Raw genomic sequence first — 21,579 nt, 5'->3', positions numbered from 1 at the left:
ACAAGGAACGATGTCCGCACGGACATCGTTCCTTTTTATTTGCAGTGTAACGCTTTATGGCATGTCGGACAGACCCACATCTCCGCTTCGGCCTCCATATGGCATTCCATCAATCGAACAGCCAATGGTCCATAGCGATTCGATAAATCAGACGTGCAGATGGCGCATACGGTCGTCGGGGAGAGACGATGTTCAACTTGTCGCTCACGAGCGAGATGCGCTTCATACGTCTCCCGGCTCCACCGTTTAGATGGGACACGGTATCCTTCATCCCATAGACGTTTCAACGTGACATAATCTGTTGTCTCGTCATACGCGCCCACGTATAACAACGGATGATGGAAATCGAGGGCAAGCAAATCGACGAGGCTATACACCCCATTCGGAGCGGACGGTTCTAACCAGTAGCGGTCATCCGGCCGTGACGTCGTCTCGACGAGCAATACGTCCGCCTCAGCGACAATCCCATGACCGATTAGTTCGATGAACGCGGTCGGCGTCGAGACGTCACCTTCGACATAGAACGGGCTCTGTTCTTGAAAATAGACCGGCAGCGCGGACCAGGCATCATAAGTAGCCGGATCGATTCGAAGCCGATTCATTCGTTATTGATACGCGAGCGTGAAACGCTCCCGCCACTCCGCATCGAATTCAGCCGCTCGGAGCATGGCGATTTCTTGCTTGTACGGCGCAACTTTCGTCTTGTCGCTGATTGGGATATAAGGCGTCTCCAAGATTTTCGGAAGATGGGCGAACGCCTCATGGTGGATGATGCGGTTCAATGCATCAAATCCGATCTCCCCATAGCCGATGTTTTCGTGCCGGTCTTTCTTCGCCCCGCGTACGTTCTTCGAATCATTCACATGAATGACACCGAGGCGGTCGAGACCGACGATCCGGTCAAACTGATCGATGACGCCATCGAGGTCGTTCACCAAGTCATACCCGGCGTCATGGACGTGGCACGTGTCGAGACAGACCGAGAGACGATCGTTATGCGTCACCCCATTGATGATCGTGGCGAGCTCTTCGAACGTTTTTCCGAGCTCACTTCCTTTTCCGGCCATCGTCTCAAGGGCGATTTTCACCGTTTCGTTCCCCGTGAGCACTTCATTTAAGCCTTCGATGATGCGGGCGAGTCCGATTTCTTCCCCAGCACCAACATGCGCCCCGGGATGTAACACGACATGACGCGCGATTTGGAGCGCCTCTGCCCGTTTAATCTCTTCGGCAAGAAACGAGACAGCGAGTTCGAACGTTTCCGGTTTTGTCGTATTCCCTAAGTTGATGATGTACGGGGCATGGACGACAATCTCTTCGATGTCATGCGCGGCCATATGCGCGAGGGCCGCCTCAATATTCAAGTCTTCGATTGGCTTTCGGCGCGTATTTTGAGGCGCACCTGTGTAGACCATCATCGTCGTCGCGCCATAAGATACGGCCTCCTCACTTCCTGCGAGGAGCATCTTCTTTCCAGAAACTGAAACGTGTGAACCAATTTTCAATGTCATCATCTTCCCTTCCTATCTTCTCTTCTCAGTGTACACAAAAAGCAGAACCGACTCCAAGAAGTCGATTCTGCTAAACGGTCAACGTTTATTTTTCTTACGGATTTCACGACGCTCTTTGCGTTGACTTTGCATATGCTCACGTGAAGCCGTTTCTTTCAACTTATACTTGAACTTCTTCTTGTAGCCCGGTTTGACTTTCTTCTTCGCTTTCTTGATTTCCCCGGCCATGCGGCTGTGGGCCGTTTGCGAGACTTTCATCTTCCGGTCTGTCGTACGACGTTTACGTGTCTTGATTGGCTGAAGCGATCCATCGTGGCGCACATCGACGTGCGTGAACGAGAATCCGCGCTCTTCAAGACGGTTGATTGGACCGTTCTCGTGGTCTTCGTAAAGCGTGTACGCCTCACCCGTCGCTCCGGCACGACCTGTCCGACCGACACGGTGCGTGTAGAAGTCGAGATCTTTCGGGATGCCGAAGTTGATGACGTGCGAAACGCCTTTAATATCAATACCACGCGCAGCCAAGTCGGTCGCGATGACGTATTGATACTTCGCGTCGTTAATATCTTTAATCGCTTGCTTACGACGGCGTGCCTGCATGTCACCATGAAGCGTCCCGACGTTGAGTCCCGCCTCGCGGAACGTCGTCTCGAGCTCATCCGCTTCTTGCTTCGTGTTCGTGAACACGAGACAGACGAACGGATTGATGGCTTTGGCGACTTCGACCGTCAACGCTTTACGGTCACGGTGACGGACGGGAATCGTGTGGTGCTTGATTTTCGGCACGACACGGTGTTCTGCACTCGCTTCCGCGTAACGCGGGTCGTGCAAATATTTCTTCAAGAACGGCTCGAGCTTCTCTGGAATCGTAGCCGAGAAGACCATCGTTTGAAGTTTTTCCGGCAACGCTTGCGCGATGCGGTCGACTTCAGGCAAGAAGCCCATGTCGAGCATTTGATCGGCCTCATCGACGACAAAGTGTGTAACTTTGTGCGGGAAGAGTGCCTGGACTTTCATCAAATCGAGAATCCGTCCCGGTGTCCCGATGATGAGTTGCGGCGGGTTTTTCATGCGATCGATTTGACGCTCGCGGTCCGTTCCCCCGACAATCAAACTCGTTTTGATGAATTCCGGTTGTTTGATGAGGAGCGATTTTAACTCCTCGTGAATTTGCCATGCGAGTTCACGCGTCGGCGCGACGACAATCGCTTGAACCGATTGGTCTTCCGGGTTGATGGCTTCTAAAATCGGTAAGAGAAACGCAAGCGTCTTCCCTGTACCGGTCTGTGATTTTCCGATGATGTCACGACCGTTCATGGCAGCCGGAATGATCCGGGCCTGAATGTCGGTCGGCTTGGTGATGCGCTTTTCTGTCAAGGCATCGACGATAAACGGTAACAATTTGAACTGTTGGAAGCTGTTCAATCGATACACCTCCTGTTTCTTTCCACTTTTCCTAGCATAGCGGAATCTAATCATTTGTCAATTAATCTTTTATGAGTCCTTCGTATAAATAGCTCGATGAATAGTAATGACGGGAAATCTTTTTCCCGCTCAAATACTGTTCGAGCGCCTTGAACCCGACTTCAATCATCTCGTTTGGCGACTGCACGATGGTGGCGTCGACTTCTCCTTTATGAATTAAAGGATACATCTCGGTGACCCCGTCGACCGAGATGATGGTTTTATCGAGCAATCCCCTGCTCTCAAGGGCACGGACGACGCCGAACGTATTGTCATCGTTATGCGAGAAGATTGCATCGAACGGGATCTCTTCTTTTAACCAGCGCGACATTTCAATCTCGGCTTGGAACGTGTCGAAGTTCCCGGTTAAGGAAGCGACGACTTCAAGCTCATCGTGTGCCTGATCATACTCTGTCAACCCGAGGCTCCGGTCGATCGTGGAGCGGACTTTTGCCGTCCCTCTCACTTCGACGACACGAATCGGGCGATTGAGATTGGCGTGTTTGGCGGCAATATGGTTCGCTGCCATCCGCCCGATTTCGATGTTGTCCGAGACGACCGATGTGAGCACGCTATCATGGTCAATCATGCGGTCAATCGCGATAATCGGGATGCCTTCCCGCTCCGCTCGCTCTAATGAAGGACGGATGAACGTCTCATCGAGCGTTGTCACAAAAATCGCTTCGACGCCACGGTCAATCAACGAATCGAGTTTCTCTTTTTCTAGCACGCGGGAGTCTTCACTCGTCGTCGGGATGGGAATGAACCCTTTTTGATTGGCCGTTCGAACGAAAGCGGCGAGCAGTTTATTCGCATGCTCATGTTTGTCACTGACGAAGACGAAACCGACTTCATTATCTTTCGTCTTTTGCTCCGGTAGTTGAATCGAAGTGATGAGCAGAATCGTCATCGCCCATACGATGGGAAGCCATAGCCAATAGTGACGGAACCCCTTCATACGTCTGACCGCCTTGGGATTTTAATCATCATGGCCGTTCCTTCTCCTTCAACACTTTCGATTTCCATTTGGCCGTTCACGGCCTTCAAATATTCTCGAATCATATACAGTCCAAGTCCGTTCCCGTTTTCTTTCGTCGTATAGAACGCCGAACCGACAGCCTTTACTTGCGCTTTCGTCATGCCGACCCCGTTATCCTCAATCAAGAATCGATAATCTCGCTCTGTGAAGAGGATCGTCACGGTGACGCTTCCGTCCGCTCCTTTTGAATCGACGGCCTCGACCGCGTTTTTAAACAAGTTATAGATGATTTGCACGAGCATATCGTTCGAGCAATAAAACGGCGGCATCTCGTTCGGGACAATCAGTTCCCATTTCGTCACACGCTTATAACATTCAGCGTCGAGCAGAAATTCGAGCCGGCTCGCAAATTCAGCCATGTCGAGCCACTCTTCGTCGCGTTTCGATTGGTCCGGCTTCGCGAGTGTGAGCATCGTCGAAATCAAGTGATTGGCCCGGTCGAGCTCAGAGAGGGCCAAATCGAGCATCTCTTGACTGCTATGCCCCTCTTTCACCATTTGAAGCGTGATTTGGACCGGTGTGAGCGGATTCCGAATCTCATGGGCAATCCCGGCAGCGAGTTGACCGAGCGAGGCCAGTTTTTCTTGCTGGAGCAACAGCTGTTGCTGACTCAACTGCTCGCGCCGCGACGTTTCCATTCGTCTCGAATAGTCGTTATACGTGTCGAGTAGCGTCTGGACTTCTTTTGAACCGGTCCGTTCAAGCTGAATCGGTTCGAGCGATTGTTGTCGTTTAATGTTTTGTACGAGCTCCGTGAGCGGGCTCGTCAACGTCTTGGATAGAAGCAGTCCGACGAGGATACTGAGAAAGAACGTGACGAGCGTGATCATTAAATATTGCCAACGCGTCGCATAGACCGCTTCATACACGGAATCGGTGCTATGTTTGGCGAGCACGCTCCAGCCGTTGACTCGGGCGTCCGGTTCATACATATAGACGTCTGTGTCCGTGCTCATGATTGAACGCAAGTCCTTATTTCTCGTCTCTTCAATGACCGACCGGGACAGACGCCGCTCGGCATCGGTGACAAGGTTGAACGACGTCGATAACACTTCTCCACGTTCGTTCAATAAATACAGAATCATATTGTCATTCGCCGATTCCAATACCCGTCGATATAAATCCGAGTTGAGGACACTGATACTCCCCCCGAACAGACCAATCGGCCGGTTGTCTTCTAGCACCGGGACATACAAATACGTCCCGACATCTCCAGAGATGGAAATCGGGTCACTCATATAAATTTCGTTGCCGCCAGACGTGATGACGTTCGTGAATTTTGGATCGGCCTTCAACGTCATCGCCGGAACTTGCCGCTGCGAATACCACGTGAACGCATCTTCTCTTAAATCATAATAGAAGATGGACGTGAATCCCGTGCGCTGGTTCAAATAGCCGGTGCGAATCCGTTCTTCAATCCATGGCTCATTCCCGAGGTACGCACCAAGGTAGACGAGGTCCTCATACAGCTTCCCGAGCCGCGTTTCCATATTCTCGATACTGCCGTCAATCGCATAATCGAACTGGTCTTTCGCCAACTCTTCGGCACGGGACACCGTCACGCGATCGGCCGAAAACGCTAAAGAGGAGATGACGAGTCCTAAAATGATGAAGATGATAAACGTGATTTGAAAGAAGTACGATTTACGGACTTCTAGCAATGATTTCAAACGTTCCACGGTGTCCCTCCTTTCTAACCTTCAAATTATAGCATGAATACACGCAATTCTTTTCGTATTTTCGAAACAATGTTAGACTAAGACGTATGAAAGCATCGCGAAAGGAGCGTTCATCGCATAATGAAAATTAAAAAAATCAGCCCGCGCGGTTACTGCTATGGTGTCGTCGACGCCATGAAGCTCGCCAACGAGGCTGTGGCCAACCCAGATTTACCACGGCCAATCCATATACTCGGTATGATCGTTCACAACCGGCACGTCACCCAGGCGTTCGAAGACCTCGGCGTCAAAACCGTCGACGGCGACGACCGCATGCAGGCACTCGAAACGATTGACAAAGGAACGGTCGTCTTCACTGCCCACGGCATCTCTCCGCTCGTTCGAAAGCGGGCCATCGAAAAAGGGCTAACGATTGTCGATGCGTCTTGTCCGGACGTACTCGTCACACATGATCTCATTCGGGAAAAGACGGCTGTCGGCTATGAAGTCATCTATATCGGCAAACATGGCCATCCCGAACCAGAAGGGGCAATGGGTGTCGCTCCGGGGAAAGTCCACCTCGTCCAGTTCGAGGAAGACCTCGAGGCATTGCCAGCGCACTTGTTCGACACAAACATCCTCGTCACGAACCAGACGACGATGAGCCAATGGGACGTCTCGGCGTTGATTGAACAGATTCAAGAACGTTACCCGCACGTCGAAGTGCATAACGAGATTTGCAACGCGACGCAAGTTCGTCAAGAAGCTGTCGCTGAGCAGGCCGGAGATTGTGATTTACTCATCGTCGTCGGCGATCCGAAATCGAACAACTCGAACCGCCTCGCCCAAGTCTCAAAAGAGATTGCCGGCACGAACGCGTATCGTATCGGTGACTTGAGCGAGCTCGACCTCGCTTGGCTCGAAGGAGTCGAGACGGTCGCGGTCACGTCTGGCGCCTCGACACCGACACCGATTACGAAAAAAGTCATCGACTTCTTGAGCCAATACGACCCGACTGACTTGAGCACGCACGATAAAACGCCATTCCTAGAACTTCGAAGCATCCTCCCTAAAGTGAAGGCGCTCCGCAAGTGACGACAAATCCCCGGCCTGAGGACAGGTCGGGGATTATGATTTACTGGAAACGAAACGGGTTTGTGTTCGTCGTCGATACGAGCAATTCGACGTCGAGCTTCGCTTGATCGAATTTTCGACGCAACACATCGACGACACCTTGCTTCATGACACTCTCGACGTGGTGGCCCGGATCGACGACAGCGAGCCCGAGCGCCATCGCGTCGTGGGCGACATGGAAATAAAGATCGCCCGTCACGTAAGCGTCCGCGCCATTGAAATGTGCGGCCGATACATATTTGTTCCCGTCCCCACCAAGGACGGCAACCTTCTCAATCATCCGGTCCGGGTCACCGACGACACGTACGCCTTCGACACCGAAACTCGTTTTGACGTGGAGCGCGAACTGTTCGAGCGTAAGCGGGCTCTTTAGGCGACCGATTCGACCAAGTCCATGCACGGGACCGTCGATTTCATCACGAATCACGTCGTGCGCTACTTCTTCGTACGGATGCGCTTGTTTCATCGCACGCAATACGTGCTTCTTTTGACTTTCCGTCATGACGGTCTCAATCTTCACTTCTTCGACCGTCTCGGTCTTTCCGACTTGACCGAGATATGGATTCGCCTTGTCGAGCGGTTTGAACTGCCCGACACCTTCCACCTTGAACTGGCAATCGCCATACTCTCCGATATGACCGGCCCCTGCTTTTGCCAACGCCTCAGACACGATCGTTTCATGTGTTTTCGGGACGAAGACGGCGAGCTTGTACACCGGTTCTTTATATGTCGGGATGAGTACGCTCGTATCCGTAAGGCCGAGCGCCCCGCTCATCCAGTCATTGACCCCACCAGCACATACATCGAGGTTCGTATGGGCCACATAGACGGCGATGTCATGCTTCACACATTTCATGACAATGCGTCCGGCCGCGCTTCGGTCGTTTACCTGGCCGAGCGGGCTAAAGATAGGCGGGTGGTGGGCAATAATCAAATCAACGCCATTCGCAATCGCTTCATCGACGACCGGCTCGAGCACATCGAGCGTGACCATGACTTTTTGAACGTCCTTATCGAGCGAACCGATTTGAAGGCCAATCTTATCCCCTTCGACGGCAAGGTGCTTTGGAGCGAACGCCTCGAATAGTTGAATGATGTGGTTGCCGTTTGCCATTATTCACTCACCTCTCTCATCTTGTCCCGGAGCGTCGTAAACGTCCGTTGTTTTTCAAGGAGTGCTTCCGTCTGTTCACCCGAGCGCATCTGTCCGAGCACATAGTCCAACTTGTCGGCTTCCCGGCGCCATTTGAGTTTAAACGCCTCCGGGCGACGTTCGAGCAAATAAGGTCCGAAGAGCAGTTGCCATTTTCGTACGTCTTCGTTTTGGCTATACCGGGTTTCGCTGCCGCGCTCGCCGACGAGAATTTCATATACTTTATCGTTCTCCTCGACGATTTGCTCATCAATCAACACATAGCCTGAAGCGAGCAGCCATTCCCGAACATGCTCCCCGTCAACGTTCGGTTGCAAGACGAGTCGCTCGACCGCTCCGAGCTTATTCTTTCCGGCTTCTAAAATTGAACGAATCAAACTGCCACCCATTCCACAAATCGAGATGCATGTCGCTTCATTCTCTTCAAGGACAGCGAGTCCATTTCCGAGCCGGACGTCAATTTTGTCCGTCGCCCCAATCAAGGCGACTTGAGCCTCTGCCGCTTCCATCGGTCCTCGGTTCACTTCACCGGCAATCGCGCGGTCGACGATACCATTTTGGACGAGATAACACGGGACGTAGGCATGATCTGAGCCGATATCGGCGAGCACGCTACCTTGAGGGATGAAGTCGACGACTTGTTTGAGTCGACGGTCTAACGTTACTTGTTCTTGCATGAAGACAACTCCTTTTTGACTACTTCTATCTTAGGTTAACGAAATTTTGTGATGCGGACAACAAAAAAACGTACCCTCATGCGTGAGAGTACGTTACTGTCTTATTGCTCGAGCAACCACGTCGCGAGAACTTCTGCCTCTTCTGCCGACGCTAGGCCACCTGGCATCGAACCTTTACCGTTGATGATGATGTTCGTGATCTCATCTGGCGTCAAGCGATCCCCTACACCTGTAAGAGCCGGACCGACACCACCTTCAAGATTTCCACCGTGGCAACCTGTGCAACCTTTTGCAGCATACAAATCTTCTGGATTCATTTCAGTCATCGCTGGACCTTCTGCTGCTTGTTGCGCTTGGTTCACGCCAAAATACGATAATGAGACCATGGCGATGATGGCAACGATTGCAATCGCGGCAAATGGTAACAATGGATTACGCATTGTATTTCCCCCTCGTGTTCATTCCAAATTTCTACCCATCACTATTTTACTCAAAAAACAATAAAGAAGGAAGGAAAATCACTCATTTTCCTCCCTTTCTTCTAAAACTTCACACTTTATTCAAATGTCTCATTAATCGAGGAAATCTTTTAAGCGCTTCGAGCGGCTCGGGTGACGCAATTTGCGTAACGCCTTCGCTTCGATTTGACGAATCCGCTCACGCGTGACGCCAAACACTTTTCCGACTTCTTCGAGCGTCCGCGTCCGACCGTCATCGAGTCCGAAACGGAGGCGCAAGACGTTCTCTTCACGGTCTGTGAGCGTGTCGAGCACGTCTTCGAGCTGTTCTTTGAGGAGTTCATAGGCGGCCGCATCTTGCGGGGCCATCGCATCTTGGTCTTCAATGAAGTCCCCGAGATGCGAGTCATCCTCTTCGCCGATCGGTGTCTCGAGCGACACCGGTTCTTGGGCGATTTTCAAGATTTCACGCACCTTCTCAGGTGTGAGTTCCATCTCTTTGGCGATTTCTTCAGGAGAAGGCTCACGTCCGAGGTCTTGCAACAATTGTCGCTGGACACGAATCAATTTGTTGATTGTTTCGACCATATGGACCGGAATCCGGATCGTCCGGGCTTGGTCCGCGATGGCACGTGTGATGGCTTGACGAATCCACCACGTCGCGTACGTCGAGAACTTGAACCCTTTCATGTAGTCGAATTTTTCGACGGCTTTAATGAGACCCATGTTCCCTTCTTGAATCAAATCGAGGAAGAGCATTCCACGACCGACGTACCGTTTCGCGATGGAGACGACGAGACGAAGGTTGGCTTCAGCAAGCCGCTTCTTCGCTTCTTCATCCCCTTGCTCGATCCGCTTCGCAAGCTCCGTCTCATCTTTCGCGCTGAGAAGGTCCACGCGGCCAATCTCTTTCAAGTACATGCGGACCGGGTCATTGATTTTAATGCCGGGCGGGACCGACAAGTCGTTCAAATCGACTTCGTCATCTTCTTTTTTCGCGGGTGTCTCTTCCGCATCGGCCGCATCTTCTGTGACACGGATATCTTTGCCTTCTAAGTCTTCGATGAAGTTGTCGACGAAGTCCGAGTCCACTTCAAAGTGGCTGAGACGATCTTGAATCTCCTGCATCGAGACGACGCCTTTTTTCTTCCCTAATTTCTCGAGTTCCTCTATGGCGTTAAATAAGTCCTCTTTTTTCTTCTCTGCCATCTAGCAGTTCAACTCCTTCCAAACTTCCTTCGCGTTCATCGTTCGCGTAGACGGCGACTACGATTAATGAGTTCTTGCAATTTCGATGCCTGGTCTACAATACTTTCGGCATCTTGCGCGATTTCCCTCTTCGCACGTTCGATTTGACGCTGTTCCTCATAACTGTTTATGACCTTAATGTATTCATCTAAAACCTCTTCACTGAGCTCATCAGGCGCAGCCATGAGTCGCACTTCCGCATAACGTGTCGCATAGTCCGGACGTTCGTTGCACCGTCGCTCCATAAACGCAGGCACGACTTGTTCGAACTCCTCGAGCGTCATCTCTTCAGACACGACCTCATAAAGGGCGGTAGCTAGCATCCGGTGAACCTCGTCTTGATAGGCTAACCCAAGCCGGTCTCGTACGTAACGGACACGATCCGGCCCGCTGAGCAACGCGCGCAACAACAGCTTCTCCGCTTTCAAGTAACGCGGTTCCGACGCCTTCGATGCCCGTCTCCGTGCAGGTTCAGGCGCTGGGGCGCGCTCGGGAACGTGTTCTTTCTTTCCCGCCGCTGGCATCCGGGACAATAACGTGTTCACCGGAATCTCGAATTCATCAGCCAGCTTCTTCACGTATAAGTCGCGTCGAATCGAGTTATCGCTTTTACTAATTTCCTCAAGCATAGATTCAATAAAGCGAATCCGTTCTCCTTCTCGATTCAAGTTTTTCCCGCGACGGAGCGTCCGGTTCATGAAATCGAGGACAGACAACCGTTCTGACTCGATGAACCGTTGCCATTGTTCAATCCCATTCGTCCGAATATAATCGTCCGGATCCGTTTTTTCAGGTAACGGGAGCACTTGAACATCGAGGGGATACGCTTCGAGCAAGCGAACGACTTTGAGTGTCGCCTCTTGCCCGGCGTTGTCACCGTCGTAACAGACAATGACTTCGTCCACCATGCGCGCGAGCGCACGTGCATGTCCGGCCGAGAAGGCGGTGCCAAGCGAGGCCACCACTTCTTTCGTCCCGGCTTGAGCGACTTGAAGCACATCGACGTTTCCTTCTACTAAGAAGACTCGTTTCTGTTTCCGCATCGTCGCACGTGCTTGTGGGAAGCCGAATAACAATTCACTTTTATTGAATAATGGGGTGTCGGACGTGTTGACGTACTTCGGCTTTCGTTCGTCAATTGCCCGCCCGCTGAAGCCGACGATGGTGCCGTCTCGATCCGCAATCGGAAAGACGACCCGACCTTCGAACCGATCAAAATATTCACCGGCTCTAGACTTTGAAATCAAGCCGGCCTCAACCATCACTTCCAAGTCAAAGCCTCGCCGTTCGAGTGAGTCTACGGTAAACCGCCGCTGATCCGGCGCATAGCCGATTTTGTATGCGGCGATCGTCTCTTCCTGGAGCCCGCGATTGATCAAATATGATAAGCCGACGTCCCCAGCTTCCGTCTTCATGAGGACTTCATGATACAGTTCTGCGACGACGCGGTGGGCATCACGCATCTGTTTACGAATCTGTTGGTCCCGTGAGAGCTCCTCGTCGCCAGGCACCCCGCCTTCGACAGTAATGTTGGCTCGCGTAGCCAATCGTTCCACCGTTTCCGGGAACGAAAGACCTTCCGTCTCCATGACGAACGTGAAGACGTTACCGCCTGCACCGCAACCAAAACAATGATACATCCCTTTTTCCGGAGATACCGAAAAAGAGGGACTATTTTCGGAATGAAACGGACAAAGCCCGACGAGGCGATGTCCTTGTTTCTTCAATTCGACCCGTTCGCTAATCAAATCGACGATATCTGTTGCCTGTTTCACTTCCTCAATGACTTCATCCGGTATCCGTGGCAACTCCACCACTCCCTACATCCAAACTCGCAACGAAACGGAACGCGCTTCACGTTCCGTTTCAATGTAATGTCAGTACTCTATTATACCCGTTCGGAACACTGATTACTAACACGAGTGCTCACGACACGTTATGAATGACCAAGATGGCGCAAAATGATACCAGCCGTCTCTTCGACCGCCTTATTCGTCACGTCGATGACCTCACAACCGATTCGTTCGTAGATTCCTCTCGCATACTCGAGTTCACGATTGATCCGCTCGAGTTGGGCGTAGTCTGCCTCCGGTTTTAAACCAAGCGATTTCAATCGCTCCATCCGAATCGAGATGAGCTTATCCGGTGAGATAATCAATCCGACACACCGCTCCGGCGGTAAATCAAACAACTCTTCGGGCGGGCGAGATTCCGGAACGAGCGGCACGTTCGCGACTTTGAACCGTTTTAACGCCAAGTACTGGGAAAGCGGTGTTTTTGAAGTCCTCGAGACGCCGACGAGCACGATATCGGCCTTTTTCAAGCCACGCGGATCGCGACCATCGTCATATTTCACGGCGAACTCCATCGCTTCGATCTTACGGAAATAGTCATCGTCGAGGCGATAGATGAGTCCCGGTTTTTCGCGCGGGCTCTCTTGAAGTTCACCCGATAAGACATCGAGCAAGTCGCCGAGCAAATCGACCGTCTTCACACCATGCGCCTCCCCGAGAGAGACGAGCAAGGCCCGATGCTCCTCGTTGACGAGAGTGAACGCAATAATGGCCGCTTGCGCTCGGGCTTGCGTCACGACGTCTTGAATCGTCTGTTCATCCTCGACAAACGGGATGCGTAGCGTCTCAATTGCATTTTCATGGAACTGAATGCTAGCGGCCCGTACGACGAGTTCACACGTCTCGCCGACCGAGTCACTTACGACAAACACGAGTTGTTTCTTTGTCAAATCAGGTTCCTCCTCAGAACGACTCATCGTTAGCGAGCGCAATCAACACTTTTGTCATGTTCGTCTTTGTCATACGACCGAGCACGATCAGCTTGCCGTCTTTTTCTTCGACGACCGGCATCGCATCAATTTGTTTTTCAATCAACTTCATCCCGGCTCGAATCAACGTCTCGCTTTTTTCACAGACAGTAATGTTTGGCATCCGTGTCATGATGACATTGACCGGTAGTTGGTCAAGATCTTGATTCCCGATCGCGGCCCGGAGCAAGTCTTTTCGCGACAACACCCCGACGAGTTCGCTATCTTTCCCGACGACGAACAACGAGCCGACGTCTTCTAGAAAGAGCGTCACGACCGCATCATAGACGGTCATCTCGTCACTGACGACTTTTGCCGATGACATGAAGTCCCCGACAGTCAACGAGTCGAGCTTTTCTCGAAGCATCGACGAGTTGCGCTTGCCGACGAACGTGTAACCGACACGCGGTCTCGCCTCTAGTATGCCCGTCATCGTCAAAATCGCGAGGTCCGGACGGAGCGTCGCCCGAGTGAGCGACAATTCTTGCGCAATCTGCTCACCCGTGATCGGGCCGTTCTCCTTCACGATTTCAACAATCTTCTGTTGGCGTTCATTCAGTTGCATGGCCAACCCCCTCTAATTTGGTCAAAGTACGAGTGCGTTGAAGTCGGCGACACGTTCGATCGCCGTCGCAAGGCGCTTCATCTCATGAAGACGGTTCAAGCGGACAGCGTCCACGTCACTCATGACCATCGTATTTTCAAAGTATGCGCTAATCGGCTGTTCAAGATTACGAAGTGCCCCAAGCGCACGCTCATAGTCCCCGTGATCCACTGCCTCATTCGAATGGCGAATCGTCTCTTCGGCGATATCATGGAGCGCACGTTCTTCTGCGTTTTCAAACAAGGAAACATCGACCGTTCCGTCTGTGCCTTTTTTGGCGATATTGCCGACCCGTGTCAATTGTTCAATCAACGGCTTCGCTTCGTCGCGCGACACGAACTGTTGTACCGCGTCAGCTCGGGCGTCTAAACGCGAGACAGAAAGCGCTGTCGTGAGGACGGCGTCGATGACATCGTAACGGACTTGGCGCTCTTGCAGACGATACTTCAAGCGTAGCATGAAGAAGTCTTTCAATTGCGCTTTGACTTGTTCTTTATCGGCATCATAAAGTCCTGCTTCTAGCTGTGAATCGACAACTTTTGACAAAATCTCGTCAATCGTTAAATCGACGTTCCAATCTCCAAGGATTTGAACGACACCTTGCGCTTGTCGGCGAAGGGCGAACGGGTCTTGTGAACCGCTCGGGATCATGCCGATTCCAAAGAAGGCGGCAATCGAATCGAGCTTGTCAGCGAGCGCGAGCGTCGCTCCGGTCGCAGTCGCCGGTGACGCATCGCCAGCAAACCGCGGCATGTAATGCTCACGGATAGCCGCAGCGACTTCGCGGTCTTCGCCTTGCATGAGGGCGTACTTCTCGCCCATGATGCCTTGCAGTTCCGTGAACTCATACACCATTTGACTGACGAGGTCGAACTTATGGATGTGGGCCGCACGTGCGACTTTCGTTTCGTCTGCTTTAAAGAGCGGCGCGAGCGTTTCGGCTAGCCGTTCTACACGACGAACCTTGTCACCGGTCGTGCCGAGTTTTTCGTGGAACACGATTCGGTCGAGACGTGGCAATTGATCGTCAAGCTTTGTCTTTTTGTCTTCCTCGTAGAAGAAGACGGCATCGGCGAGACGAGCACGGATGACTTTTTCGTTTCCGCGGGCGACGTTCTCGAGGTGCTCGGCGTTTCCGTTCCGAACGGTGACGAAATACTGCTTGAGCGTGTCGCCGACGTAGACTGGGAAGTAACGTTGATGTTCTTTCATCGTCGTGATCAACACTTCTTCTGGCAATTCGAGATAACTCGCATCATACTCACCGAATAGCGCTGTCGGCCACTCGACGAGGTTTGTCACTTCCTCAAGCAATGACGCGTCAAGCGGAACCGTCCAACCTTGTTCAGACGCGAGCGCTTCGATTTGGGCCGTGATTCGGGCTTTACGCGTTTCATATGAGGCAACGACGAATGCTTGCTCGAGCGTCGATACGTACGCGTCTGGCGAAGCGATCGTGACGTCACCCGTGCTTAAGAAGCGGTGACCGCGCGTCACATTGCCAGTTTTGACACCTTCAATCTCGAAATCGATGCGGTCTGTTCCGAATAAGGCGATCATCCAACGAATCGGACGCATGTAACGGAGGTTGCTCGTTCCCCATTTCATGTTTTTCGGGAATGTCATGCCACGCACGACGTGTTCAAGACCAGACAAGAGCGACATCGTCGCTTGGCCCGCCTCGTGACGGTCCGCAAAGACATACTCGACGCCTTTCTCTTCTGCGAAATAGAGGTCTTCGACCGAAAGGCCGCGACCGCGCGCGAATCCGGCTGCGGCTTTCGACCAATTGCCTTCAGCATCTTGGGCAATCTTTTTCGCCGGTCCACGTAACGTCTCCGTCAAATCTTGTTGTGTCTCTTCGACGTCTTTGACGAGGACGGCGAGACGGCGTGGCGTCGAGTAGACTTCAACCGTCCCGAAGTTGACGCGGGCGTCAGTTAAGAAAGTCGTGACGCGCTCCGCTAACTGTTGTTCTGAACGGAGGACGTATTGGGCTGGTAATTCTTCAAGTCCGATTTCTAGTAAAAGGTCACGCATCAAGGGCACCTGCTTTCTCTTGATTCAGAAGCGGGAAACCGAGACGTTCCCGTTCTTCGATAAATTTCGCCGCGCACGCACGCGACATGTTCCGTACACGTTGGATGAATCCGGTACGCTCGGTCACCGAGATGGCACCTTTCGCATCGAGTAAGTTGAACGTGTGCGAACATTTGAGGATATAGTCGTAAGCCGGGAAGACGAGGTTCTCGTCAAGGGCACGTTTCGCTTCTTTTTCATACGTGTCGAACAATGTGAACAACATGTCGACATCTGACAGCTCGAACGTATATTTCGAATGCTCGAACTCCGGTTGATAGAAGATATCTCCGTACTTAAATCCATCTGTCCAGACGAGGTCAAATACGCTCTCGACTTCTTGAATGTACGAGGCGAGGCGCTCGAGACCGTACGTGATTTCGACGGCGATTGGGTCACATTCGATTCCGCCGACTTGTTGGAAGTACGTGAACTGCGTGATTTCCATCCCGTTGAGCCATACTTCCCAACCGAGTCCTGCTGCACCGAACGTCGGATTTTCCCAGTTATCTTCGACGAAACGGATATCGTGCTCGAGCGGGTTGATCCCGATGAGTTCAAGGCTCTCCAAGTACAGTTCTTGAATGTTATCCGGTGACGGTTTCATGATGACTTGGAACTGATGGTGTTGATACAAGCGGTTCGGGTTCTCCCCGTATCGGCCATCTGCCGGACGGCGTGATGGTTCCGTATAACAGACGTTCCACGGCTCTGGCCCGAGACTACGCAAAAACGTCATCGGGTTCATCGTCCCGGCTCCTTTTTCCACATCGTATGCCTGCATCGTCAGGCAACCTTTTGACGCCCAGAAGTTTTGCAACGTCAAAATGATTTCTTGTACAGTCTTATGTTTCATGTTGTGACACCTCCAAAAGTATTGAAACGACAAAAAACGCCCCTATGTGCCATGCACATAGGGACGGGATTACCCGCGGTTCCACCCTACTTGCCTCGAGACGAGGCCACTCTTTGGATTGTGGGCGCTCCAGAATCGCCATTCACTTTTCACATGACGCTCGGCTCCCACCTGCCCGAACTCGCTGTTGCCATCGTTAAAAAGTTACTCATTTCCTTCATTGCGCACGCTACATTCATTTGTCTAATCGTAAGTTATGGTATCGAATCTTGTCGAAAAAGTCAATCATCGTTCAAATGAAGTCGTTGCATTTGATCGAGCACGCGCTTTGTCTTGAGACGAAGCCCGCTGTATGAATCCATATAGGCGTCGAATAGTTGCCTGAGAAGTAGCCGCGTCTCTTTCGTGAGCGGGACGTTGCTAAATTCGGAGAGCTCGTGGCGGCTCATCCAAAACAGCAATTTCGCCAAGCGCTCGCTCAAGCGAATCGAGCCTTCTTCGTTATGACGCGCACATAAGAACCCGCCGGCCGTCACGGAAAAATACATCGGGTCGGTCACGTCGTTACAGCGGATGCATCCGGTCAACACCGGGGTGACGCCGAGCAAGTGTAGAATGCGCAACTCAAAGTGGTGCGTGATCACATCCGGGTCCATCCCGGCGTTGAGCGCTTGAAGCGCCTCGTTCAAGATGCGAAAGAGCGGACGGTTCGGGACCCGGTCCTCGACGGTCTTATCGACGAGTTCGAGCCAATACATCGCGTACGCCATCCGCTCGACGTCTTTCCGGATTTCCGGATAAGACGTAATCACATCTGATGATTTCAATTGGCCAAGCCCGCGGCTCGCCGGAAAGATATAGACGGCTTCGACGAACGGTTGACTCGAAGCGTGTAGCCTGCTCCCCGGCTTTTTGGCCCCTCTTGCCATGACGGCGACTTTACCGAGTTCTTCGGTGAACAGCGTCACGACTTTGTTCGATTCCCCGTAATTGACCGTGCGGATGACGATTCCCGTGACCTTTTGCAACATCGATCAATACTCGTCGTCGCGGAAACCGAGGTCGCGCAATTGCCCCATCTTGTTACGCCAGTCCTTCTGCACTTTCACCCAAAGGTTCAAATACACTTTCGTCCCAAGAAGCATCTCAATATCTTGTCTTGCTTCCGTTCCGATTTCACGAAGCATCGCGCCTTTTTTACCGATGACGATTCCTTTTTGCGAATCGCGTTCGACCATAATCACGGCTTCGACATCAACCATTTCCGAGTTCTCCCGTTTTTTGATCGACTCGATGGCGACGGCGATCGAGTGCGGAACTTCATCGCGTGTTTTATGGAGCACTTTTTCACGAATCAATTCAGAGATGATGAACCGTTCCGGATGGTCGGTCACTTGATCCGCCGGGTAATACATCGGGCCTTCCGGCAATAGCTTCTTAATTTCACCGATTAGCGGTTCGACGTTGTTGCCTTGAAGTGCCGAAATCGGGACGTACGCCGCGAAATCGAGCTGGTTTTTATATTGTTCAATGACGGCTGGAATCTCATCTGGATGAATCATATCAATTTTGTTCATGACGAGGATGATCGGCGTGTCAAGTCCCTTCAACTTTTCAATGATGAAGTCGTCGCCCGCGCCACGCGGTTCTGTCACGTTGACCATGAATAGAATCGCATCGACTTCACGCAAGGCGTTCGTCGCGACTTTCATCATGAAATCGCCGAGGCGATGTTTTGGTTTATGAATCCCGGGTGTGTCGATGAAGATGATTTGGGCATCATCGGTCGTATATACCCCTTGGACTTTGTTGCGCGTCGTCTGTGGTTTGTCCGACATGATGGCTATCTTTTGGCCAATGACACGGTTTAAAAATGTCGATTTCCCGACGTTCGGGCGACCGATAATCGAGACGAATCCTGATTTAAAATCTTCTTGATACATAGTGCACCTGCTTTCTAATTGTCTTGAATAAGGACGCGCCCGTTCACACGAGCGCGAGAAGATACGGTATGAAAATAACGAGAGCCGTTACGGCCGCACCAAACGAGGCGATCAGAACGGCCCCGGCGGCTACATCTTTCGCCTGCTTAGCGAGTGGTTTCACGTCGCGCGTCACTAAATCGACGGTTCGTTCGACGGCCGTATTGAGTAATTCTAGCGAAATAACGAGAATGATCCAACCAAATAACAGCAAGTTCTCCATCACCGTCGTGCCAAGCCATACGGCGAAGACACCGACGAGGACGCTCGCAATCAGGTGAATCCGCATATTCCGCTCGGTCCGCGCCGCGTGCACAATCCCTTGCACGGCGAACCAAAACGGTCTCACACCTTGCCTCGCTTCAGTTCAAAGTGGGCGAGCACTTCTTCTTGTCGCGTCGTCATCTCTTCCTCTTCTTCAGGCGTCATATGATCGTACCCGAGAAGGTGCAAGAAACCGTGAATCGCCAAGAAGCCAAGTTCACGTTCAAACGAGTGACCATAGTCGGCCGCTTGTTCGCGGCAACGTTCGACCGAAATGATGAGGTCGCCGAGAAGGCGCGGCTCGTCTTCGTCGAGCATAAAGTCCATCTCTTCTTCCCCCATCTCGTCGAATGCGAAACTGATGACATCTGTCGGGGCGTCTTTGCCACGCCAATCGCGATTGATTTCTTGAATTAGCTCGTTCGTCAAAAATGTGACGGAGAGCTCACTCGGTTCCTCGATTTCTTCTTCTTTCGCGGCGTGGACTAAAATGGCTTCAACGAGTTCGCGTTGCGCGCTCGTCAATAATCCATGTTCATCGTTCGAGATGATTTGCATGCATGTCGCCTTCTTTCTTTAATTCTGGATATTCGATGCGTTCATGGAACAGGCCAGTCAACGTCTCACAGGCACTCTCGCCGACACGCCATACTTCTCTCGTCGTCAAGTCACAATCCTCAAACTGACCGTCTTGCAACTTGTCGCGAATGATGGCATTGACGAGCTGACGAATGCGATCAGGAGTCGGTTGTTTTTGTGACCGGACCGCAGCCTCGATCGAATCGACAATCATCACGACGGCCGCCTCGCGCGTCTGCGGTTTTGGCCCCGGATAGCGGAAGCGTGATTCAGATACGTCGCGCGTCTCTTTTGCTTTGACAAAAAAGAATTTTAACAGTGACGTCCCGTGATGTTGCTCGGCGATATCGATAATCTCCTGCGGCAACTTATAGCGTCGCAACAAATCAGCGCCGTCATACGGATGGGCCATAATGATATCGGCCGACTCTTCCGGCGTGAGCCGGTCATGTGGATTGATCCCGTTCTGTTGATTCTCGATAAAGTGAAGGGGGCGCTCGGTCTTCCCGAGGTCGTGATAATAACTCGCCACGCGAGCGAGCAATCCGTCAGCCCCAATGGCCTCACATGCCGACTCGGCCAAGTTGGCGACCATCATACTGTGATGATACGTGCCCGGCGCTTCCATCAACAGCTTGCGAAGGAGTGGATGGGTCGGACTCATGAGTTCGACGAGACGTCCCGACGATAAGACACCGAACCATGGCTCGAGAAACGGCAAGAAGCCAAACGTGAGCACGATCGATAAAAGCGCCCCGACAACGGCGAAGCCGGACAAGTACGCGGCCATCTCCCACGACACTTGCGTATTGCGTAAAAATAAGAGTGCGAGCACCATAATGATATTGATAATCCCCAGTAAGATGCCAGACAAGAATAATCGTTTTCGTTGAATCTTCGGTTCGACTAAGAATACGGCGAGGAAACTACCCGTCGCAAAGTAGACGACTGTCATGAAGCTCGTATTCTGTCCGTAACTGACGACGATGGCCCCGGCGACCATCGTAATCAATGCCGATGCGAGCGCAACCCGTTCATCGACCAAAATCCGGAGGAGCAAGACGACAAATGCGGTCGGTGCGAGGACGTATGCGTATGTCGTGAATTCAACCCCGATATAGCCGACCCCGAAAAAGAGCCCGAGTTGGAATAAGAGCAGACCGTATACCGTGATCAAGATTTTCGGGCGGAGCAGTAGTTCATTAATTTTCGAGCGGATAAGCATAAACAAAAATCCTGCCGTCAATAGACCACTCAGTAAGTAAGCTCCGAACAACGGTGCGAACGATCGGTTCGGATCGATGGCACCACTCAGTTCGAGTTTCCGATAAATCTCGCGCGTCACGACTTCCCCTTGATTGACGAGGAGTTGGCCTTCTTGAATGATGACCGGATCGACGGCGTCGACCGCTTCTTGTTCTTTTTGCCGCGTCGCTTCAGAATCGAAGACGTAGTTCGGCACGATGAGCTGGTCGCTCAAGCTTTTGGCGATCGTCCGAAACTCAAGCGAGAGCGGCGATTGATCGATGAGCGTCCCGGCGCGGTCACGGGCGTCAGCAATCGAGTCGGAGCTCGTTTCGATGCGGTTGCCCATGACTTCTTGAAGTGCCGTCACAGTGACGTCTTCGACTGTCCTACGCGTATTCTCGCTCGCTTGGAGCAAGGCGTTCAACTCATCATCTCCGAGGAAGCCGTTCGCATCGGTTGAATTGAGACGGCTTTTAATGTCAGCGAGTTCCGTGTCGTCGTCCGTATTCTCATATGCCGCGAACAATTGCTCAACTTTCGCGATTTGTTGATCGGCGAACTCACGGCGGAGCGAGAACTGGCTACCGACAGCGTTCGTCGCTTCTTGTCTTAACCGTTCGGTTGCGACGCGATCTTCAATCGTGATCGGTGAACGGATATCTTGTTCGGCGATTCCGAGCGGTTCGACACTTATGATGGTCGGGCGCACTGTAAAGTAAAGAATCGCCCCAAGGATGAGGAAGAAAGCGATCGAAATCGCCGCTACCGTCCATTGACGTGCTCGTTGCATCAGTGCCCCCCCCT

General features: G+C 52.1%; 20 protein-coding genes. 1 reads left to right on the top strand and 19 read right to left on the bottom strand.

Annotated elements, in window-relative coordinates; genetic code table 11:
* Positions 1 to 35: 35 nt before the first annotated feature.
* The 5 genes from KNP92_RS04880 to KNP92_RS04860 form a co-directional block, all read right to left on the bottom strand.
* On the bottom strand, positions 36 to 602 hold the full coding sequence (locus KNP92_RS04880; RefSeq protein WP_214838051.1) for a hypothetical protein: 567 nt from the start codon (positions 600 to 602) through the stop codon (positions 36 to 38).
* Positions 603 to 605: 3 nt separating this feature from the next.
* Complete coding sequence (locus KNP92_RS04875; RefSeq protein ID WP_251136392.1) at positions 606 to 1,514, bottom strand: deoxyribonuclease IV; 909 nt, start codon at positions 1,512 to 1,514, stop codon at positions 606 to 608.
* 75 nt (positions 1,515 to 1,589) lie between these two features.
* Positions 1,590 to 2,945, bottom strand: coding sequence for a DEAD/DEAH box helicase (locus KNP92_RS04870; protein ID WP_353047933.1), 1,356 nt, complete (start codon positions 2,943 to 2,945; stop codon positions 1,590 to 1,592).
* Between the two features lie 52 nt (positions 2,946 to 2,997).
* On the bottom strand, positions 2,998 to 3,933 hold the full coding sequence (locus KNP92_RS04865; protein ID WP_214838044.1) for a sugar ABC transporter substrate-binding protein: 936 nt from the start codon (positions 3,931 to 3,933) through the stop codon (positions 2,998 to 3,000).
* Positions 3,930 to 5,693 (bottom strand): sensor histidine kinase, encoded by a 1,764-nt coding sequence (locus KNP92_RS04860; protein WP_214838041.1) that lies wholly within the window; start codon positions 5,691 to 5,693, stop codon positions 3,930 to 3,932. The genes KNP92_RS04865 and KNP92_RS04860 overlap by 4 nt, the downstream gene beginning before the upstream one ends.
* Before the next feature lie 120 nt (positions 5,694 to 5,813).
* Here KNP92_RS04860 and KNP92_RS04855 point away from each other — a divergent pair, with 120 nt between their 5' ends.
* On the top strand, positions 5,814 to 6,767 hold the full coding sequence (locus tag KNP92_RS04855; protein ID WP_214838038.1) for a 4-hydroxy-3-methylbut-2-enyl diphosphate reductase: 954 nt from the start codon (positions 5,814 to 5,816) through the stop codon (positions 6,765 to 6,767).
* 40 nt (positions 6,768 to 6,807) lie between these two features.
* Here the strand turns inward: KNP92_RS04855 and KNP92_RS04850 are convergent, their stop codons facing one another.
* The 14 genes from KNP92_RS04850 to KNP92_RS04785 form a co-directional block, all read right to left on the bottom strand.
* Positions 6,808 to 7,920, bottom strand: coding sequence for a Nif3-like dinuclear metal center hexameric protein (locus KNP92_RS04850; RefSeq protein WP_214838035.1), 1,113 nt, complete (start codon positions 7,918 to 7,920; stop codon positions 6,808 to 6,810).
* Positions 7,920 to 8,636 (bottom strand): tRNA (adenine(22)-N(1))-methyltransferase, encoded by a 717-nt coding sequence (locus KNP92_RS04845; protein ID WP_214838026.1) that lies wholly within the window; start codon positions 8,634 to 8,636, stop codon positions 7,920 to 7,922. Before KNP92_RS04845 ends, KNP92_RS04850 begins: the two co-directional genes overlap by 1 nt.
* A 101-nt stretch (positions 8,637 to 8,737) precedes the next feature.
* Positions 8,738 to 9,076 carry a cytochrome c550 gene (gene cccA, locus KNP92_RS04840; protein WP_214838024.1) on the bottom strand — a complete coding sequence of 113 codons (339 nt, stop codon included), beginning with the start codon at positions 9,074 to 9,076 and terminating at the stop codon, positions 8,738 to 8,740.
* Positions 9,077 to 9,208: 132 nt separating this feature from the next.
* Positions 9,209 to 10,303 (bottom strand): RNA polymerase sigma factor RpoD, encoded by a 1,095-nt coding sequence (rpoD, locus tag KNP92_RS04835; RefSeq protein ID WP_034809447.1) that lies wholly within the window; start codon positions 10,301 to 10,303, stop codon positions 9,209 to 9,211.
* 35 nt (positions 10,304 to 10,338) lie between these two features.
* Entirely contained in the window at positions 10,339 to 12,156 is a 1,818-nt protein-coding gene (gene dnaG / locus KNP92_RS04830; RefSeq protein ID WP_260564074.1) for a DNA primase, read from the bottom strand.
* 122 nt (positions 12,157 to 12,278) lie between these two features.
* Positions 12,279 to 13,112 carry a pyruvate, water dikinase regulatory protein gene (locus tag KNP92_RS04825; protein WP_214838019.1) on the bottom strand — a complete coding sequence of 278 codons (834 nt, stop codon included), beginning with the start codon at positions 13,110 to 13,112 and terminating at the stop codon, positions 12,279 to 12,281.
* Entirely contained in the window at positions 13,099 to 13,728 is a 630-nt protein-coding gene (gene ccpN / locus KNP92_RS04820; protein ID WP_214838017.1) for a transcriptional regulator CcpN, read from the bottom strand. The genes KNP92_RS04825 and ccpN overlap by 14 nt, the downstream gene beginning before the upstream one ends.
* 21 nt (positions 13,729 to 13,749) lie before the next feature.
* On the bottom strand, positions 13,750 to 15,807 hold the full coding sequence (gene glyS, locus KNP92_RS04815) for a glycine--tRNA ligase subunit beta (protein ID WP_214838015.1): 2,058 nt from the start codon (positions 15,805 to 15,807) through the stop codon (positions 13,750 to 13,752).
* The gene (glyQ, locus tag KNP92_RS04810) at positions 15,800 to 16,702 is read right to left on the bottom strand and encodes a glycine--tRNA ligase subunit alpha (RefSeq protein ID WP_034809440.1); all 903 of its coding nucleotides are present in this window, start codon (positions 16,700 to 16,702) and stop codon (positions 15,800 to 15,802) included. The genes glyS and glyQ overlap by 8 nt, the downstream gene beginning before the upstream one ends.
* A gap of 281 nt (positions 16,703 to 16,983) precedes the next feature.
* Positions 16,984 to 17,733: a DNA repair protein RecO gene (gene recO, locus KNP92_RS04805; protein ID WP_214838003.1), complete on the bottom strand. Its 750-nt coding sequence runs from the start codon at positions 17,731 to 17,733 to the stop codon at positions 16,984 to 16,986.
* A gap of 3 nt (positions 17,734 to 17,736) precedes the next feature.
* Positions 17,737 to 18,645, bottom strand: a complete 909-nt coding sequence (gene era / locus KNP92_RS04800) for a GTPase Era (RefSeq protein WP_214838000.1) — start codon at positions 18,643 to 18,645, stop codon at positions 17,737 to 17,739.
* A 43-nt stretch (positions 18,646 to 18,688) separates the two neighbouring features.
* The gene (locus KNP92_RS04795) at positions 18,689 to 19,033 is read right to left on the bottom strand and encodes a diacylglycerol kinase family protein (RefSeq protein WP_214837996.1); all 345 of its coding nucleotides are present in this window, start codon (positions 19,031 to 19,033) and stop codon (positions 18,689 to 18,691) included.
* Positions 19,030 to 19,506, bottom strand: coding sequence for an rRNA maturation RNase YbeY (gene ybeY / locus KNP92_RS04790; protein ID WP_214837992.1), 477 nt, complete (start codon positions 19,504 to 19,506; stop codon positions 19,030 to 19,032). Before ybeY ends, KNP92_RS04795 begins: the two co-directional genes overlap by 4 nt.
* Positions 19,484 to 21,565, bottom strand: a complete 2,082-nt coding sequence (locus tag KNP92_RS04785) for an HD family phosphohydrolase (RefSeq protein WP_214837980.1) — start codon at positions 21,563 to 21,565, stop codon at positions 19,484 to 19,486. The genes ybeY and KNP92_RS04785 overlap by 23 nt, the downstream gene beginning before the upstream one ends.
* Positions 21,566 to 21,579 lie beyond the last annotated feature (14 nt).

The organism is Exiguobacterium sp. s122 (assembly GCF_018618475.1).
Classification (GTDB): Bacteria; Bacillota; Bacilli; order Exiguobacteriales; family Exiguobacteriaceae; genus Exiguobacterium; species Exiguobacterium himgiriensis.
This window is presented reverse-complemented; position numbering and strand designations above follow the sequence as displayed.

Excerpts from the sequence above, each read along its gene's own strand:
- cccA (WP_214838024.1), bottom strand. The coding sequence starts at position 9,076 with ATGCGTAATCCATTGTTACCATTTGCCGCGATTGCAATCGTTGCCATC.
- KNP92_RS04865 (WP_214838044.1), bottom strand. The coding sequence starts at position 3,933 with ATGAAGGGGTTCCGTCACTATTGGCTATGGCTTCCCATCGTATGGGCG.
- KNP92_RS04825 (WP_214838019.1), bottom strand. The coding sequence starts at position 13,112 with ATGAGTCGTTCTGAGGAGGAACCTGATTTGACAAAGAAACAACTCGTG.
- KNP92_RS04785 (WP_214837980.1), bottom strand. The coding sequence starts at position 21,565 with ATGCAACGAGCACGTCAATGGACGGTAGCGGCGATTTCGATCGCTTTC.
- ccpN (WP_214838017.1), bottom strand. The coding sequence starts at position 13,728 with ATGCAACTGAATGAACGCCAACAGAAGATTGTTGAAATCGTGAAGGAG.
- era (WP_214838000.1), bottom strand. The coding sequence starts at position 18,645 with ATGTATCAAGAAGATTTTAAATCAGGATTCGTCTCGATTATCGGTCGC.
- KNP92_RS04875 (WP_251136392.1), bottom strand. The coding sequence starts at position 1,514 with ATGATGACATTGAAAATTGGTTCACACGTTTCAGTTTCTGGAAAGAAG.
- KNP92_RS04880 (WP_214838051.1), bottom strand. The coding sequence starts at position 602 with ATGAATCGGCTTCGAATCGATCCGGCTACTTATGATGCCTGGTCCGCG.
- ybeY (WP_214837992.1), bottom strand. The coding sequence starts at position 19,506 with ATGCAAATCATCTCGAACGATGAACATGGATTATTGACGAGCGCGCAA.
- rpoD (WP_034809447.1), bottom strand. The coding sequence starts at position 10,303 with ATGGCAGAGAAGAAAAAAGAGGACTTATTTAACGCCATAGAGGAACTC.
- KNP92_RS04850 (WP_214838035.1), bottom strand. The coding sequence starts at position 7,920 with ATGGCAAACGGCAACCACATCATTCAACTATTCGAGGCGTTCGCTCCA.
- recO (WP_214838003.1), bottom strand. The coding sequence starts at position 17,733 with ATGTTGCAAAAGGTCACGGGAATCGTCATCCGCACGGTCAATTACGGG.
- glyS (WP_214838015.1), bottom strand. The coding sequence starts at position 15,807 with ATGCGTGACCTTTTACTAGAAATCGGACTTGAAGAATTACCAGCCCAA.
- KNP92_RS04855 (WP_214838038.1), top strand. The coding sequence starts at position 5,814 with ATGAAAATTAAAAAAATCAGCCCGCGCGGTTACTGCTATGGTGTCGTC.
- KNP92_RS04845 (WP_214838026.1), bottom strand. The coding sequence starts at position 8,636 with ATGCAAGAACAAGTAACGTTAGACCGTCGACTCAAACAAGTCGTCGAC.
- glyQ (WP_034809440.1), bottom strand. The coding sequence starts at position 16,702 with ATGAAACATAAGACTGTACAAGAAATCATTTTGACGTTGCAAAACTTC.